Raw genomic sequence first — 14,450 nt, forward strand, 5'->3', positions numbered from 1 at the left:
TGCTGCAACGCAAAAATCCATAGCGACTGAAAAGTTTTGCGAGTCATCTCAAATTTTTCTAGAGGTCGTCGATCATCTGCTCGATGCCGGTCGCCGCGTTCCTGGCTTCCACGATAAGGCCGGCGCAGAGCGGCGTCATCGGCTCGCGCTCAGGGACGACGAGGCCGACGAGGTGGCTCACATCCGGGTCGACGATCGGCACCGCCCGGACGCGGTCGCTCAGCCGGAAGGTATCCGCAAGAACCGCCGGCATGATGCTCGCCCATTTGGCCGTACGCACGTGGGTCAGGAGGACGATCATCGAATTGGATTCGAGCAAAGGCGCGGATTCCGTCCCGGCCTTCAGCAATTGCCGGTCGATGATGCGGCGGTTCTGCATGTCCGGTGTCAGCAGGCAGAGCGGCAGGCTCGCGACTTCGTCCCAGGTGACGGTGTCCCGCGACCCGAAGGTGCCGTCGACGGCCGTCAGTAGACGATAGCGCTCCCGGTAGAGCGGGACCGCAGTCAACCGGCCGAGCGGCTCGTTCTCCAGGTAGGTGATGCCCGCATCGATCTCGAGGTCGGCGATGAGGCGCCCGATCTCGCCGGACGTCGTCGATTGCACGGAGAAGCGTACGTTCGGGTGGCGGGCCCGGAACGGCGTCGTCAACGCGGCCACGATGGGGGTCGCGGTCGGGATCGCGGCGAGCCGGAGATTTCCCGACAGGCCACGGCGCAGGCTCGTGACCTCCTCCCGCATGGCGCGGGCATCGCCGACGATGCGGCGTGCCCATTCGAGAACCCGCTCGCCCTCCGGCGTGAACCCCTGGAAGCGGGAGCCGCGCTGCACGAGGAGCACGCCCAGCCGTTCCTCGAGCTGCTTGACGCCGGCCGACAGGGTCTGCTGCGACACGTTGCAGACCTGGGCCGCTCGTCCGAAGTGACGTTCGCGCGCCAGGGCGAGGATGAACTCCAACCGGTCGATCACGCGAAAACCTCACCTCAACACGCGAGCCGGGAGCCTGTAGCATCTCCGCGGCCATCCACGGCATCACTCTGAATCATCGGCGATGCGACCGCAGAGCGATGGAAAAACCGGCAGGTCGCGTCCAAGAAGCCGTGTGATGCGACGCTGTTGCGGTTGCACACCTCCCGGCCTTGTGGTCTGACACGCCAATCGGCCAGACGTGGGCTCAAACCCGCGAACGGCCCGCGATCCGCGAAATGCACTTGCGATTTAGACCAAACCCAGCAAGACGCGCGGCATCGGCGATCATTATCACGGGGAGCCAAGAGAGGCACATGCGGACGTCGCAGGCGCAACACCGGACATCATGGGGGCTTGCCGCGCTCGGCGCGTTCCTCGTTTCTACGTCGTCTTCGCTCGCTGCCGGCATCGGCCAGCCGGTTCCGTGGCAGATGGACCGTCAGGTCGCCGTCACCGAGAACGCACGGGACATCCATTCGTTCGAGCACGGCATGCACTGGCTGTCGTTCGGCATCTCGCTCTTCGTGCTCGGGCTGCTTCTCTACTGCGTCTTCCGGTTCAGCGAGAAGGCCAACCCGACGCCCTCGAAGACCACCCACAACACCATGATCGAAGTGGCCTGGACCATCGTTCCGGTGCTCATCCTCGTGGCCGTGGCGATCCCGTCGTTCCGCCTGCTCCGCACCCAGCTCTCCGATCCGAAGGCCGACGTCCTGGTGAAGGTCATCGGCCATGCCTGGTACTGGTCCTACGAGTACCCGGCCGTGGAGAACGGTGGCGGCTTCACCTTCGACGCCAACCTCGACGAGGATAAGCAGCCGAAGCTTCTCGGCACCGACAACGACATGGTCGTCCCGGTGAACAAGATCGTGAAGATCCAGGTCACCGCCGCCGACGTGATGCATTCCTGGGCGATGCCGTCCTTCGGCTTCAAGATCGACGCCATTCCGGGCCGCCTGAACCAGTTCTGGTTCAAGGCCGAGCGCGAGGGCACCTATCACGGTCAGTGCTCGGAGCTGTGTGGCGCGCGTCATGCCTACATGCCGATCACCGTCCAGGTCGTCAGCGAGGAGGCCTACGCCAAGTGGCTTGCCGAGGGTAAGACGAAGTTCGCCCGTATCGACGACCCTTCCAAGTTCGCCGACGCCCGGTAAGGGCGCGGACCGCGCGGCCGGGCCCTGAGCGGCGCCCGGCGCTTCCTTCGAGATGATCACGAGAAACCTGGACTAAGGTCTGCAATCCATGGCGAATGCCGCTGCACATACGGGGCACCACGATGCCCACGACCACCACATGCCGTCCTTCTTCTCCCGCTGGTTCCTGTCGACGAACCACAAGGACATCGGCACCCTCTACCTGCTGTTCGCCTTCTGCGCGGGCATCATGGGCGCGTTCCTCTCGTTCGGTATCCGGATGGAGATGGAAGAGCCGGGCCTGCAGTACTTCGCCAATCCAGGCACCTACAACGTGTTCGTGACCGGCCACGGCCTCATCATGGTGTTCTTCATGGTGATGCCCGCGCTGATCGGCGGCTTCGGCAACTGGTTCGTGCCCCTCATGATCGGCGCGCCCGACATGGCGTTCCCGCGCATGAACAACGTGTCGTTCTGGCTGACGGTGGCGGGCTTTCTGAGCCTCGTCTGCTCGCTCTTCGTCGAGGGTGCGCCCGGCGCGAACGGCGCCGGCACCGGCTGGACCGTCTACCCGCCCCTGTCGACCTCGGGCCACCCGGGACCGTCGGTCGACTTCGCGATCTTCGCGCTGCACCTCTCGGGTGCCGGCTCGATCCTCGGCGCGATCAACTTCATCACCACCATCCTGAACATGCGCGCGCCGGGCATGACGCTGCACAAGATGCCGCTCTTCGCCTGGTCGATGCTGGTCACCGCCTTCCTGCTGCTCCTCTCGCTCCCGGTCCTTGCCGGCGCGATCACGATGCTGCTCACCGACCGCAACTTCGGCACGACGTTCTTCGATCCGGCCGGCGGTGGCGACCCGATCCTCTACCAGCACCTGTTCTGGTTCTTCGGTCACCCCGAAGTCTACATCATGATCCTGCCGGCCTTCGGCATCGTCTCCCACATCATCTCGACCTTCTCGCGTAAGCCTGTGTTCGGTTACCTGGCCATGGCGTACGCCATGGTCGCCATCGGCGTCGTCGGCTTCGTCGTGTGGGCGCACCACATGTACACGGTCGGTCTGAGCCTCCAGACGCAGTCGTACTTCGTCTTCGCCACCATGGTGATCGCGGTGCCGACGGGTGTGAAGATCTTCTCGTGGATCGCCACGATGTGGGGCGGCTCGATCCGCTTCACGGCCGCGATGCACTGGGCGGTCGGCTTCATCTTCCTCTTCACGGTCGGTGGTGTCACCGGCGTGGTGCTGGCGAACTCCGCAGTCGATAAGTACCTGCACGACACCTATTACGTCGTGGCGCACTTCCACTACGTGCTCTCGCTCGGTGCCGTGTTCATCATCTTCGCCGGTGTCTACTACTGGTTCCCGAAGATGACCGGGCACATCATCCCCGAGTGGGCCGGCAAGCTGCACTTCTGGCTCGCCTTCATCGGCGCGAACGTCCTGTTCTTCCCGATGCACTTCCTCGGCCTCGCCGGGATGCCGCGCCGCTACGCCGACTACCCGGAGGCGTTCGCCGGCTGGCACAAGGTCTCCACCTGGGGCGGGCACATCTTCGCGCTCGGCATGGTGGTGTTCTTCATCGGCGTCGTTCTGGCGCTCCGTTCGAGCAAGCGCGCCGCCGACAATCCGTGGGGCGAGGGTGCGACGACCCTGGAGTGGACGCTGTCTTCTCCCCCGCCCTTCCACCAGTTCGAGACCCTTCCCCGGATCATCGACGAGCCGGGCCACCACTAAGACACGAAGTCGCTTCAAGGATTGCGAGGGCCGCGCGAGCGGTCCTCGCTCTTTCCCGGAGACCCCGATCTCGCTCCATCGAACGAGACCGTGACCTCCCGCAAAGGGCGGCGCCAGACGGCGCGATCCGAAGCCCCCCCGAGCACGAAACCCTTTCAGGTACCCATGACGAGCCTGTCGAACAGCCTATCCGCTGGCGCCGAGCCGCAAGTTCTGTCGCCGGTGGGCGGCGAAGTTTCGGACTTCTTCGCCCTGCTCAAGCCCCGCGTGATGGTGCTCGTCATCTTCACGGCGCTGGTCGGCATGGTGGTCTCGAACGTCCACATCCAGCCCGTCGTCGGATCGATCTCGCTCCTGATGATCGCGGTCGGCGCTGGCGCTTCCGGCTGCCTCAATATGTGGTGGGACGCCGACATCGATGCGGTCATGACCCGCACGGCCAAGCGCCCGATCCCGGACGGCCGGATTCGTCCCGACGAGGCGTTGACGTTCGGCATCGTCCTGTCGGTGGGTTCGGTGCTGGTGCTGGGACTTGCGTCGAACTGGCTCGCGGCTGGGCTCCTCGCCTTCACCATCGTGTTCTATGCGGTCGTCTATTCGATGTGGCTGAAGCGGGCCACGCCGCAGAACATCGTCATCGGCGGCGCCGCCGGCGCCCTCCCCCCGATGGTCGGCCAGGCCGCCGTCACCGGCACGATCGGCATCGAATCGCTGGTGCTGTTCCTGATCATCTTCATCTGGACTCCGCCGCATTTCTGGGCGCTCGCGCTGATCAAGTCCGCCGACTACGCCAAGGCCGGCATCCCGATGATGCCGAACGTGGCCGGCCCGGACTCGACCCGGCGCCAGATCATCGCCTACTCGGCCGTCCTGTTCCCCCTCGGCCTCGCCCCGGTCGTCCTCGGCTTCGGCGGATGGCTCTACGCGGTCACCGCCTTCCTCGGGGGCCTGGGCATGCTCGCCTTCAGCCTTCACGTGTTCCGCAACCGTGACGGCGAGCCCGAGCGTAAGGCCGCCATGGGCATGTTCGGCTTCTCGATCCTCCACCTGTTCCTCATGTTCGCAGCCCTCCTCGCCGAGCAGAGCCTTGGATTGTTCCGCGCGGTGAGCCTGTGAGCGAACGACCCGGCCTTCCCGGTACGCCCCGCCCCCTGACGCCGGAGGAGGCACAGCGCCGCCGCAAGCGCTCCATCGCGATCGCGGCCGTCCTGTTCGCGCTGGTGACCATCTTTTACGTGCTGACGATCGCGAAGCTCGGGCCCCAGGTCCTGAACCGTCCGATCTGATCGCGTCACACACGGAGACGCCTCTGATGGTCGACCCCCGACATCCGCCGCGCGGACCCGGCCGCCGAGCCGGCATCACGGCTGTGGCCTGCGCCGGCTTCGCGTTCGGCATGATCGGTCTCGCCTTCGCGTCGGTGCCTCTCTACGACATGTTCTGCAAGGCGACCGGCTACGACGGCACGCCCCGGACCGGCCTCGCGCCGACCGCGGCCGCAATTAACGACAGCATGGTGGTTCGCTTCGACACCAACGTGTCGTCGACCCTGCCGTGGCGCTTCCAGGCCGAGTCGCCGAAGGTCGAGGCGCGCCTCGGTGAAACCAAGACCGTGTTCTTCCGGGTGAAGAATACCGGATCCACCCCGTCGACGGGAATCGCGACCTTCAACGTCCAGCCGGGCCTCATGGGCGGTTTCTTCGTCAAGGTGCAGTGCTTCTGCTTCAACGAGCAGACGCTTCAGCCCGGCGAGACGATGGACTTTCCAGTGGTGTTCTACATCGACCCCGAGGTCCGCAAGGATTCGAACACGGCGCATCTTTCCGAGATGACGCTGTCATACACCTACTTCGCGTCGAAGAACGGCCAGCCTACGGCCGCGCTTGCGACAACGGGTGGCACGGGGACGAAGTCGAATTTTTGACCGCGCAAGCGTGACAACAGCGCGCGACCCTGGCTAAGGGTGGGGCACAACAATCCGGGGCTACCCGGTCGAGATCGCCATTCAGTGGATCGAGGGCCGGCAGCGGCCCTCCGGTCGGGGGTAGGAGAACAGTTCAATGGCCGAGGCGCACGCCAAAAATCACGACTTCCACATTCTGGCCCCGAGTCCGTGGCCGCTGATCGGCGCGTTTTCGGGCTTCCTGATGGCCTTCGGTGCCGTGTTCTGGATGAAGAGCCTCCAGATCGGCACGCTCACCCCCGGTCCCTACATTTTCGGCGCAGGCACACTCGGCGTGCTCTACACCATGTTCGCCTGGTGGAAAGACGTCGTTCACGAGGCCAATTCCGGCGATCACACCCGCGTGGTTCAGCTGCACCATCGCTACGGCATGATCATGTTCATCGCCTCCGAGGTGATGTTCTTCGTCGCCTGGTTCTGGGCCTATTTCGAGGCCGCCCTCTACACCGCCGATCCGATCCAGGCCTCGCGCATCGACTTCACCGGGGGCACATGGCCGCCGAAGGGGATCGAAGCCTTCGATCCGTGGCACCTGCCGCTGCTGAACACGCTCATTTTGCTCACCTCGGGCACCACCATCACCTGGGCTCACCATGCCCTGTTGCACGATGACCGGAAGGGCCTGAAGTACGGCCTTTGGCTGACGATCGCCCTCGGCGTCCTGTTCTCCGCCTGCCAGGCCTACGAGTACGCCCACGCGCATTTCGGCTTCTCGGGCAGCATCTACTCGTCGACCTTCTTCATGGCGACGGGCTTCCACGGCTTCCACGTCATCATCGGGACGATCTTCCTCGCGATCTGCCTCTATCGCGTCTATCTCGGCCAGTTCACCACCCGTCAGCACCTCGGCTTCGAGTTTGCGGCCTGGTACTGGCACTTCGTCGATGTCGTTTGGCTGTTCCTGTTCGCGTCCATCTACGTCTGGGGCGCCGGCGTCGGACACGCGGCTCACTAAGACGGTCCCTGAGCCGGTCACCGGCTGCATGCCTGGGTTGAAGGGGCGGCGCGAGCCGCCCTTTTTCATGGCTCCGGCGTTTCGGCTGTCTCCCCGCTGCCCATATCGTGATGACCGGCATCCAGTCGGTCGAGGAGTTGCAGTTTTGGACGCATCGCGGGCGACGCCATCCCCTGTTTCCGTCGGCTTGCGGGGCCGCTGCCCGCGCTGTGGCGAGGGGCACATGTTCGACGGGTTCCTGACCTTCCGGCCGTCCTGCGAGGTCTGCGGACTGGATTACGGCAGCTTCAACTCCGGGGACGGACCTGCCTTCTTCGTCATGTCGATCGTCGGCATCATCGTGGTTGGCCTCGCCCTCTGGCTCGAGATCACCTACGAGCCGCCGATCTGGGTTCACGCCTTGGTGGCCGGGTCCCTGTCGATCGGGTTGAGTCTCGCGCTGGTGCGCCCTCTGAAAGGTGTCCTGGCAGCGCTGCAATATACCAACAAAGCCGAACAGGGACGTTTCCGCTAGCCATGGCTTCGACCCTCCGCCCCGGTGCCTGGCGCAGCATCCTGGCGCCCGGTCTCGTCTCCCTGATCTGCCTCGCGATCCTCCTCGGCCTCGGCGTCTGGCAGCTCGAACGGAAGAGCGAGAAAGAGGCGCTGATCGCCCGAATCCTGGAGCGCTCGAAGGTCGAGCCACCGGCGCCCCTCCCGGGACCTCAGATCTGGGACCCGGCGCGGGACGAGTTCCGGCGTGTCCGGATCACCGGCACCTTCCGGCATGAGGCCGAGACGCTGGTCCACGGCCTTGCGGCCGGCGAAGTTCCGGGCCGGGCCCTGCAGGGCTACTACGTTCTGACGCCGTTCGGTTTGACGGAGGGCGGCACCGTCCTGATCAACCGCGGGTTCGTACCGACCGCCCTGAAGGCGCCCGCCAGCCGCGCCGCCGGACAGATCGAGGGGGAGACGACCGTCACCGGCATCCTGCGCGGCTCGGAGCCGCGGACGATGTTCGTTCCCGCGCCGGACCCTGTCCGCAACGAATGGTTCAATCGCGACATCGCCGGCATCAGCGCCTCGCGCGGGATCGCCGATCCCCGTCCCTACCTGGTCGAGGCCGATGCGACGCCCAATCCGGGCGGGTGGCCGAAGGGCGGGCAGCTGCGCGTCGACCTGCCGAACAACCATCTTCAATACGCCTTCACGTGGTTCGGCATCGCCGCATGCCTCGTCGGCGTCTTCGGCGTCTTCGCCTGGCGGCGCCTCCACGAAGATCCGCAGCCCGCACGATCGTGATCGGCGCGGGCCAGAACCCGCTTCGTCGGCCCCGACGATCCGGTCTAGCATCCGGTGGGTCGATCACGATCCGGAGGGTGGGTCATGCGCTGCGTCCTGTTGCTAGCCGTCCTCCTGCTGATGCCGCGCTTCGCGCAGGCCGCCGACGACGCGGCGCGTGAGGCCGCGAAAGCGACGGTCGAGCGCCAGATCGACGCCTTCCGGCGCGACGATGCGGCCACGGCCTACGCCCAGGCCGCGCCCGCCATCCAAGGCCTGTTCCCGTCGTCCGACACCTTCGTGGCGATGGTCCGGGACGGTTACGCTGCGATCTACCGCGCCCGGCGCTACAGCGTGGACCGCATCGAGGACGCGGGTGACGCCGGTCTCTCCGTCGGGGTCAGCCTGCAGGATCAGGACGGCGTCGACTGGGCTGCTCTGTACAGTCTCGAGAAGCAGCCGGACGGCGCGTGGCGCATCACCGGCTGCCGCCTCCTGAAAGTGCCCGGCAGCCGGGCCTGACCGCCGTGGCCCCTTTCGACACGCCCGTCGACATCGTGTAGACGGGGCGCCTTCCCGGAGGCCCCCTTGCTTCACGTTTCGACCCGCGGCGCCGCGGCGCCCCTCAACTTTTCCGATGCCCTGCTCGCCGGCCTCGCCCGCGACGGCGGATTGTACGTGCCGGAAACCTGGCCGCAGATCGCCCGACCGACCATCGCGGGTCTCGCGGGCGTCCGCTATGCCGACGCCGCCAAGACCGTGCTGCGTCCGCTCATCGATGGGGAGATCGCCGACACGGATCTCGATCGGATGATTGAGGATTCCTACGCCACCTTCCGGCATCCGGCCGTGTGCCCGCTGGTGCAGCTCGACGACAACCTGTTCCTGCTCGAACTCTTCCATGGCCCGACGCTCGCGTTCAAGGACGTGGCGATGCAGCTGCTCGGACGCCTGATGGACCACGTGCTCCGGGCGCGCGGCGCGCGGGCGACCATCGTCGGGGCGACCTCGGGCGATACCGGCAGCGCTGCCGTGGAGGCCTTCCGCGGCCTCGATCAGGTCGACGTCTTCATCCTGTTCCCCGAGGGCCGGGTGTCCGAGGTGCAGCGTCGGCAGATGACCTCGGTGGGGGCGCACAATGTCCACGCCATCGCCATCGACGGTAACTTCGACGATTGCCAGAACATCGTCAAAGCGCTGTTCCAGCACGCCGAGTTCGCCGACGAGGTCCGGCTGTCCGGCGTCAATTCGATCAATTGGGCCCGCGTCGCCGCACAGGCGGTCTATTACTTCACCGCCGCCGTCGCCCTCGGCGCGCCGCACCGGCCGGTCTCCTTCGCGGTCCCGACCGGGAATTTCGGCGACATCCTGGCCGGATGGGTCGCCAAGCGCATGGGCCTGCCCATCGAACGCCTGATGATCGGAACCAACGCCAACGATATCCTGGCCCGTACCCTGGAGCACGGCTCTTACGAGGTCCGCGGCGTTCATCCGACCACCTCGCCGTCGATGGACATCCAGATCTCTTCGAATTTCGAGCGCCTGCTGTTCGAAGCCCTCGGGCGCGATTCGTCCAGCCTGGGCCGCCTGATGGCCGGTCTCAAGCAGTCGGGCGGGTTCCAGCTCGATCCGGGTGTGCTCCAGACGGTACGCGCGGAATTCGATGCGACGGCGGTATCGGAGCCCGACGTGAAGGCCGAGATCGCCCGCACCCATGCGGAGACCGGCCACGTCCTCGACCCGCACAGTGCCATCGGCGTCCATGCGGCCCGCGGATTGCTCCGCAGCGATCCCCGGACACCGGTGGTAGCGCTCGCCACCGCGCATGCGGCCAAGTTTCCGGACGCGGTCGCTGAGGCGATCGGTGGCCGGCGCCCGGAACTGCCGCCGCATCTGGCCGATCTCATGGATCGCCCGGAAAGCTTCTCCCGCGTGGCCAACGATCAGGCTGCGGTCGAGACATTCATCCGCGAGCGTGCCCGCATCACCAGGGGAGCCTGAGCGCTCATGAACCAGCACTTCGCCACGCACGGCGCCTCTCCCGACCTGAAGATCACCAAGCTGGAGAACGGGGTCACCGTCGTGACCGAGGCGATGCCGGGCGTGGCGACCGCCACCCTCGGGGTCTGGGTCGGCGCCGGCTCGCGCCACGAGCGCGCCGACGAGGGCGGCCTCAGCCACCTCATCGAGCATATGGCCTTCAAGGGCACCAAGACACGGTCGGCCCGGCGCATCGCCGAAGACATCGAGAATGTGGGCGGCGACATCAACGCCGCCACCAGCGCCGAAGGCACGAGCTACACCGCGCGTGTGCTGGGCGAGGATGCCGGCGTCGCCCTCGATGTGATCGGCGACATCCTGACGGATTCGGTGTTCGATGCCGGCGAGCTGGAGCGCGAGAAGAGCGTCATTTTGCAGGAATACGCGGCGATCGAGGACACGCCGGACGACGTCGTCTACGAGGCCTTCACCGAGGCTGCCTTTCCGAATCAGCCGATGGGTCGTCCCATCATCGGCACGCCCGAGACCATCAACAGCTTCGACCGCAACGCGATCGAGGCGTATCTCGCGCGCGAATACACCCCGGACCGGATCGTGCTGGCCGCCGCCGGCGCGATCGGGCACGAGCGGGTCGTCGAATCTGCCCAGCGCTACTTCGGGGGTTTGAAAGCGAGCCAGCCGCCCGAAACCGTGCCGGGAATCTACGGCGGCGGCGAGAAGCGGCTGCAGAAGAAGCTGGAGCAGGCCAACGTCGTCCTCGGACTGCCGGGCATCTCCTTTCGCGACGACGATTACTACGCGCTCCACATGTTCGCCCAGGTGCTCGGCGGCGGTCTGACCTCGCGCCTCTGGCACGAGGTGCGTGAAACGCGGGGCCTGGCCTATGAAATCCAGTCCTTCCATTGGTCGTTCTACGATTGCGGCCTGTTCGGCATCGGCGCCGGGACTTCCAGCGGCGATCTTGCCGACCTGATGAACGTCACCGTCGAGACCACGATCAAGACCGCTGCCGAGGCCGACACCGTCGAGGTCGCGCGCGCCAAGGCGCAGCTCAAGGTCGCGCTCCTCTCCGCGCTCGAGACGCCGGGCGGGCGCATCGAGCGCAATGCGCGCCAGATCCTGGCTTGGGGGCGCGTCATCCCCGCCAGCGAAGTGATCGCGAAGGTCGATGCCGTCACCGTCGAGGACGTGCGCAGGGCCGGCAAGCGCCTGCTCGAAGGGGCGCCGACCCTGGCGGCGATCGGACCGATCAAGAAGCTGCCGAGGCTCGAGCAGATCAGCGCGGCCTTGAAGGCGGGGTGAGCCCGCCCCGTGCGGCTTGTTTTGGCCGCAAAGACGGGCGATCGAAACCGCATGGCGTCACGGTTAGGAAACGGTGAACGTCTCCGCGCAGGTCGGCTCCTCGCCTTGCTCGCCGAGGTTCTCACCGATACGACTGGACGCACAGCTGAGCCGTAATCCTTCGCCTGCTTCCATCGATCATGCCTCGCCCGGCCGGAACACTCGCCCGTTGCGTAGAATCGCTTCTGTCCTCGCCGCCTTCGTTCCGGCTCTCGTCGCGACGCTCCTCGGTGCTCTGATCCTGGGCGGGCCCGCGTGCGCCGTGGAGGCGGTGCGGGTGACCCTCGACGCACCCGCGATCGATCTGACACCGATGATCGAGCGGTACCGCTCCGATGGCGATCTGATTCAGATCTCGACCGCTCCCGGAAAGGACGGCATCGTTCGGCGCATCGTCGTGAAGGCCCGCGACACGGGCGCCCGTCCGGACTGGATGGTCTTCGCGCTCACCAACGATACCGACGAGCAGGTCGATCGGGTCCTCGTCGCGCCCCATTTCCGGCTCGTCGGCTCGGGCGTGATCTGGCCGGATCTCGGGGGCTCCCGCATCGCCGCGATCACCGCCAGTCAGGGTATCCGGCCGGAACGCGACGAAAACCCGGAAGCCGACCAGTTCGTAATTACGCTCGATCCCGGCGCGACGGTCACCTACGTGGCCGAACTTCAGGGACCCAACATCCCGCAGGTCTACCTTTGGGACCAGGAAGCCTATCGCAAGAAGACCAATGGACTGACGCTCTATAAGGGCATCATTATCGGCATTGCCGGTCTCCTGGCTCTGTTTCTCACGATCATCTTTGTCGTCAAAGGCGCGATCATCTTCCCGGCTGCAGCGTCCTTGGCCTGGGCCGTGCTGGCCTATGCGTCCATTGATTTCGGATTTCTGCAGCGCGTCTTCCCCATCACCGAGGTCGCAGAGCGCGTCTATCGCGCCTCGACGGAAGCCGTCCTGGGCGCGACCCTGCTGGTGTTTCTGTTCGCCTACCTCAACCTGAGCCGCTGGCATGTCCGCTACAGCCACGTGGCAATCATCTGGCTCCTGTTTCTCGCCTGCCTCGTCGGCCTTGCGGTGTTCGATCCGCCCGTGGCGGCCGGCGTCGCGCGCATCTCGATCGCGGCCGTGGCGGGCGTCGGGCTGCTGCTGATCGTCTATCTCGCGGCGCATAACGGCTATGACCGAGCCATCCTGCTGATCCCGACCTGGTGCCTGCTCATGGTCTGGGTGGTGGCGGCGGGCTTTGCCATTACGGGGCAGATCGGCAGTGACCTCGTCCAGCCCGCGCTGATCGGCGGCCTCGTCCTCATCGTCATGCTGATCGGCTTCACGGTGATGCAGCACGCCTTCGCGGGCGGTGGTCTGACGCATGCGCTCGTCTCGGATACGGAGCGTCGCGCCCTCGCACTCACGGGCGCAGGGGACGTGGTCTTCGACTGGGATGTGTCGAGCGACCGGGTTTTCGCCGGGCAGGAAATGGAGGGGCAGCTCGGCCTCAAGCGCGGAACGCTCGAAGGTCCGGCCGCGAATTGGCTCGGCCTCGTCCATCCGTTCGATGTCGAGCGCTACTCCGCAGCCCTCGATACGATCATTGAGGAGCGCCGCGGCCGGATCGTTCACGATTTTCGCCTCCGCTCCGCCGGCGGGCCGTATTTCTGGTACCGCCTGAAAGCCCGCCCGGTGATCGGCTCGGACGGCGAGGTCATCCGTGTCGTCGGAACCATCAGCGACGTCACCGAGGTGAAAACCGCGGAGGAGCGGCTGCTCCATGATGCCGTTCATGACAGTCTGACGGGCCTGCCAAACCGCGAATTGTTCTACGACCGGCTCGATGCCGCCCTCGCCTTCGCGGGCCAGGATGCGCGCCTGCGCCCCACCACGATCGTGCTCGACATCGATCGCTTCAAGGCGATCAACGACGCGATCGGTCTCTCGGCGGGCGATTCCATCCTGCTGACGCTCTCCCGCCGGCTCGGGCGCCTGCTGCGGCCGCAAGACACCCTGGCGCGGGTCGCGGGCGATGAGTTCGCCCTGATCCTGCTGTCCGAGCGCGAACCCGATCGCATTCTGGCGTTCGCCGAAATGTTGCGCAAAGCGATCGCCACACCGATCACCTACGCCGACCGGGAGATCTTCCTCACGGTGTCGGTAGGACTCGCGCTCTACGAGGGGGGGGCGAATCTCAAGCGGGAGGAGGTGTTCAAGAACGCCGAGATGGCCATGATCCAGGCCAAGCGCGGCGGCGGAGATCGCACGGAGGTCTTCCGCGCCACGATGCGAAATGAGCGCAGCGACCGTTTGATGCTGGAAGCGGATCTGCGCCGGTCGCTGGAACGCAACGAAATGAAGGTGCTGTTCCAGCCGATCGTGCGCCTGGAAGATCGGACCGTCGCGGGCTTCGAGACGCTTCTGCGGTGGGACCATCCCAAACTCGGTCGCATCACGCCGGCGACCTTTCTGCCGATCGCCGAAGAGAGCGGCTTCATCGTCAATCTCGGCATCTTCGCCCTGGAGCGGACCGCGCTCGAACTTGCCGCCTGGCAACGCTCGCTCGACGTCGAGCCACCGATCTTCGCCTCGGTGAACGTGTCCTCGCGTCAGCTGCTGCGGCACGACCTGCTGCACGACGTCAAGACGATCCTGGCCCGGTCCGGTGTCATCCCGGGTTCGCTCAAGCTTGAGATGACCGAAAGCCTGGTGATGGAGAACCCGGAATACGCGGCCCAGATGCTGCACCGGATTCACGATCTCGGCGCCGGTCTGTCGCTCGATGATTTCGGCACCGGTTACTCGGCCCTGTCCTACCTGCAGCGCTTTCCCTTCGACACCATCAAGATCGATCAGTCGTTCGTGCGGCAGATCGCGTCCGGGCAAACGGCGATCCTGCGCTCGATCGTCAAGATGGCACAGGAGCTGGGCCTGTCGATCGTCGCAGAAGGTGCCGAGTCGGAAGTGGACACACAGGTCCTGTTCGAACTCGGATGCGAATACGCCCAAGGCTTCGCCTTCGGTGAACCGATGTCGATGCTGCAGGCGCGACAATTGTTGGGTGCCGCACCAGAAGCAGCCTGATCACAACCGCATTTCAATTCCG

General features: G+C 65.7%; 13 protein-coding genes. 12 read left to right on the top strand and 1 reads right to left on the bottom strand.

What is annotated here, in order from left to right:
- Positions 1-58: 58 nt before the first annotated feature.
- The gene (locus ACV7NL_RS22370) at positions 59-967 is read right to left on the bottom strand and encodes a LysR family transcriptional regulator (protein ID WP_056188346.1); all 909 of its coding nucleotides are present in this window, start codon (positions 965-967) and stop codon (positions 59-61) included.
- A gap of 314 nt (positions 968-1,281) precedes the next feature.
- Between ACV7NL_RS22370 and coxB the strand changes: the two genes are divergently transcribed.
- The 12 genes from coxB (at position 1,282) to ACV7NL_RS22430 (ending at position 14,428) form a co-directional block, all read left to right on the top strand.
- Positions 1,282-2,121: a cytochrome c oxidase subunit II gene (gene coxB / locus ACV7NL_RS22375; RefSeq protein ID WP_056188348.1), complete on the top strand. Its 840-nt coding sequence runs from the start codon at positions 1,282-1,284 to the stop codon at positions 2,119-2,121.
- An 88-nt stretch (positions 2,122-2,209) separates the two neighbouring features.
- The gene (ctaD, locus tag ACV7NL_RS22380; RefSeq protein WP_056188350.1) at positions 2,210-3,841 is read left to right on the top strand and encodes a cytochrome c oxidase subunit I; all 1,632 of its coding nucleotides are present in this window, start codon (positions 2,210-2,212) and stop codon (positions 3,839-3,841) included.
- A gap of 165 nt (positions 3,842-4,006) precedes the next feature.
- Positions 4,007-4,957, top strand: a complete 951-nt coding sequence (locus tag ACV7NL_RS22385; protein WP_463356920.1) for a heme o synthase — start codon at positions 4,007-4,009, stop codon at positions 4,955-4,957.
- Entirely contained in the window at positions 4,954-5,127 is a 174-nt protein-coding gene (locus ACV7NL_RS22390; protein ID WP_056188357.1) for a hypothetical protein, read from the top strand. Before ACV7NL_RS22385 ends, ACV7NL_RS22390 begins: the two co-directional genes overlap by 4 nt.
- 26 nt (positions 5,128-5,153) lie before the next feature.
- Positions 5,154-5,765, top strand: coding sequence for a cytochrome c oxidase assembly protein (locus ACV7NL_RS22395; protein ID WP_056188361.1), 612 nt, complete (start codon positions 5,154-5,156; stop codon positions 5,763-5,765).
- A 136-nt stretch (positions 5,766-5,901) separates the two neighbouring features.
- A complete protein-coding gene (locus ACV7NL_RS22400) occupies positions 5,902-6,759 on the top strand; it encodes a cytochrome c oxidase subunit 3 (protein ID WP_463356921.1) in 858 nt (285 codons plus the stop codon).
- A 145-nt stretch (positions 6,760-6,904) separates the two neighbouring features.
- On the top strand, positions 6,905-7,273 hold the full coding sequence (locus ACV7NL_RS22405) for a DUF983 domain-containing protein (protein WP_056188367.1): 369 nt from the start codon (positions 6,905-6,907) through the stop codon (positions 7,271-7,273).
- 2 nt (positions 7,274-7,275) lie between these two features.
- Positions 7,276-8,040 carry an SURF1 family protein gene (locus ACV7NL_RS22410; protein ID WP_056188372.1) on the top strand — a complete coding sequence of 255 codons (765 nt, stop codon included), beginning with the start codon at positions 7,276-7,278 and terminating at the stop codon, positions 8,038-8,040.
- 84 nt (positions 8,041-8,124) lie between these two features.
- The gene (locus ACV7NL_RS22415) at positions 8,125-8,541 is read left to right on the top strand and encodes a DUF4864 domain-containing protein (RefSeq protein WP_247636244.1); all 417 of its coding nucleotides are present in this window, start codon (positions 8,125-8,127) and stop codon (positions 8,539-8,541) included.
- Between the two features lie 66 nt (positions 8,542-8,607).
- Positions 8,608-10,020 (top strand): threonine synthase, encoded by a 1,413-nt coding sequence (thrC, locus tag ACV7NL_RS22420; RefSeq protein ID WP_463356922.1) that lies wholly within the window; start codon positions 8,608-8,610, stop codon positions 10,018-10,020.
- A gap of 6 nt (positions 10,021-10,026) precedes the next feature.
- Complete coding sequence (locus tag ACV7NL_RS22425) at positions 10,027-11,322, top strand: M16 family metallopeptidase (protein WP_056188381.1); 1,296 nt, start codon at positions 10,027-10,029, stop codon at positions 11,320-11,322.
- A gap of 208 nt (positions 11,323-11,530) precedes the next feature.
- A complete protein-coding gene (locus tag ACV7NL_RS22430) occupies positions 11,531-14,428 on the top strand; it encodes a sensor domain-containing phosphodiesterase (protein WP_056188383.1) in 2,898 nt (965 codons plus the stop codon).
- The last annotated feature ends 22 nt before the right edge of the window (positions 14,429-14,450 follow it).

The organism is Methylobacterium sp. Ger2507 (assembly GCF_055231875.1).